The following is a 3,235-nucleotide window of genomic DNA, read 5'->3' on the forward strand; positions in this document are numbered from 1 at the left end:
GGCCTTGCGCGCCGCCTGTTCGACTTCTTCGTCGGTGGCGCCCTCCTTGCCGAGCCGGATATTTTCCCGGATCGACATGTTGAACAGCATGTTTTCCTGGAACACCACCGCCATGCTCCTGCGCAGCGACTCGCGGGTCACCTTGCGGATATCGACGCCATCGATGGTGAGCCGGCCCTCGTCCGGCGTGTAGAGTCGCAAAATAAGATTGAGCAGCGTGCTCTTGCCCGAGCCGCTGGGGCCGACAATGGCGATGGTCTTTCCGACCTTGAGCTTGAGACTGAGGTTGTCGAGCACCGGCGTCTCGCTGTTTTCGTACTGGAAGGTAACGCGGTCGAAGGTGATGTCGTTGGTGATGCGGGGCAAATCAGGTGCGCCAGGACGATCGTCGGCGCCGCGGGTCGGCTCGTCGAGCAATTCCTGCATGTGCCGGACCGCGGCGGCCGACTGGATCGACACCGGGATGAAATGCATCAGGTGCGCGATGTTGTACGACACCTCCCAGAATGCGCTTTCGAACGTCACGAAGGTGCCGACGGTGATCTGACCCTTGGTCGCGAGATAGGCGCCGATGGCGAGCACCACGAGATGCAGCAGCAGCACCGAGATCGTGACCGTGCGCTCGACCATGGTCGACAGAAACACCGCGGAAGCGGTTTTCTGGCGAACGTCGATGTTGCGCAACGTGAACCAGCCGAAGGTCCGGCGCTGCAGGCTGAACGCCTTGACGACGGCCTGCGCGGCGACGTTTTCCTGCACCATGCCGAGCAGCCCGGCTTCATTGAGTTTTTGTTCGTAATTCGCCTGCACCGCTTTCGGCGTGAGAATCCGCGGGCCGATCAGCGTGATCGGGAATACCAGCAGCGCCACCGCGGCGAGTTGCCAGTTCAGGAACAGCATCAGGATGATGCCGGCGATCAATTCCAGGAAAGGCAAGGCGGCGCCGTTGGCAAAGGTCTTGATCGATCCCTCGAAGGCCGACAGATCGATGGAAAACCGCGAGAGAATTTCGCCGCGTTTGGTGCGGGCAAAATAGGACGCCGGCAAATTCTGAACGTGCTCGAACAGCCGCGACCGCACATCCGCAATAAGACCGGCCGCGAGCCTCGCGTCCCAGCGCTCATACCAGACCGCGACAATCGAGGTGATGATGCCCGCTACCGCCAGCACCCCCAGGATCATGTAGAGCGCCTGAAAATCTTCTTCGCCGAGTGCGTCGTCGATCAGGAATTTGAGGCTCAGCGGCATGATGACGTTGAACAGCGTCTCGACAATCACGCCGATGCTGACGAAGGCCAGCATTTTCTTGTAGTTCTTCAGGTATGGCTTGACGAACGCATAGACCGTCGCAAGCGCGCCGGCGGCTTCCTTGGCGGTAAAGACGACGAGATCCTCATCATCCTCGTCGTCATCGAGATCCGGTCTCTTGTCGTCATCGGAGGGAGGCGGCACCGCCCCCTTGCCGTCGCCGACCGGATTCGGAGCATCGGCGCCGGCCGCAAGCTTCTTCTCGAGTTCCGACGCGGCAGGATCATCCGCGGGAGCGGGAGCCGGATTATCCGATGACGGAGGCTGTAGCGCCATGAAACGAACCGTTGCTGCACGGCCTGCATGACCGCAAACGTAATCTCGGTGGCTGGAGCAACCACCGCACCGATCTTATGCGATCAGAATGCTTTCGGCAAAGCGGTCGCGGGCCGGCTCAGTCGGCCGCGACCTTGTCAAAGAACGAATAGCGCAGGCTGTCGGAGTCGGCATACCACTGGCCGGGGCCCTTGTTGGCGGCCAGGGTCGCCGCCCAGACCGCATCGGTGCAATCGCGCCGGTGCATCGACAGATCGAAGCCGTTGCCGAAGAACAGCTCCGACCATTCCCACCAGGTGCCGAGCTTCTTGACCCCGCGCAGCAGGTCGTAACGGTCGATCACCGCCGGCGCCATGTCTGATGTGACTGACCCGAACACCAGGCCGGTCTTGACCACGCGGTTCAGTTCGCGAATGGCGCGCGGCACCTGCTTTTCGCCGACGTGGCAAAGGCTGGTCTCAAACACGAAATCGAACTCGCCGTCTTTGAACGGCAAATCGGCAATCGATCCGAGCTTGTTGTATTTCTTCAGCGCCTTCGGCGTTTTGGCATGGATCGCCCGGTTGTTCTCGATGCCCCAGGCATCGATGCCGCGCTCGCGCAACGCGGCGATCAGTTCGCCGCTGGCCGATCCGGCCACCAGCAGCTTGTAGCCTTTGGACCTGCTCCAGACGATTCTGATGAGTTCGCCCAGATAGGCGGGATCGGTGAACCGGCTCCATACCTCGCTATAGGGGCCCAGCCCGCGATAGTGCTCGAAATAATCGCGGTCGATCTTGTCGGAAACGGCGTTGCCGTCCTCGCGGCGCGCATGGCGCAGCTTGATCATTTCGGTGAGGATGATGTCGGTGGCGGCGTCCGAAGAGTCGAGCAGGCCGTTGAGGGTGGAGTCGAACAGATAGTCCCCGACCACGACCAGGCCCGGGTGCTGCTTCGGCTCGGGCCGGTGATTGGTCATCACGTCGCGCGCCGGCAGGCCGCCCGGGATCGCATTCACCGATGACAACCAGCGATGGGTCTTGCCCTCCATGAAATGCGCGCGCGCATCGCCGAGCGAGGCCGGCAGCGATTTCAGCGCGGCATCGATCAGCTGTTCGTCACTTAAGTTTGCAAACGCCAGCGCGTCGGAGCCGGCGATCAGCCAGTTCAGCACGCCGTGGCGGCCGACATCGTGGCGCGCGCCCTCGTTGTAGACGCAGCAGCCGCCGAAGGCTTCGGACATGAACCATGCGCCGGAGATCTTCTCGCCCCAGAACGGGGTATCGAACAAGATCGAAACCCGGAGGTAATGCGCCGGACGATCGAAGTAGGCGACGTGCTTGACCATCGACTTGCGCAATTGTTCGCCGTCCCATCGCATCGTCGCCAGCCAGGAGTGCGGCAGGCACATCACGACCAGATCGAAGTCCCGCGTCTCCGGTCCCTTGCCGTTCATCATGTTGAGCTGGTAGCGGCCGGCCGGGGTCTTGCCGACCTTGAGCACCCGGTGATTGAGCTGGATGTCGGCGTCGACCTCGGACTGCAGGCAGCCGATCAGCTGCTCGTTGCCGTTCTGGATCGAATACAGGCCGATATAGCCATCGACATCCATCACGAAGTTTTTTAGCGCGTTGAGGCCATTGGTGTTGTGGCTTTCGGTGGCGATATCGGA

General features: G+C 61.6%; 2 protein-coding genes. Both read right to left on the reverse strand.

Going from position 1 to position 3,235, the window contains the following annotated elements:
• Window positions 1–1,584 (reverse strand): ABC transporter ATP-binding protein (locus tag VGP39_RS00075; protein WP_327566075.1); only part of this gene is annotated, 1,584 nt, incomplete at its 3' end.
• A 118-nt stretch (window positions 1,585–1,702) separates the two neighbouring features.
• Window positions 1,703–3,235: FAD-dependent oxidoreductase (locus VGP39_RS00080; protein ID WP_327566076.1), on the reverse strand; the 1,533-nt coding region annotated here is incomplete at its 5' end.

The organism is Bradyrhizobium sp. (genome assembly GCF_036009065.1).
Taxonomy (GTDB): Bacteria; Pseudomonadota; Alphaproteobacteria; order Rhizobiales; family Xanthobacteraceae; genus Bradyrhizobium.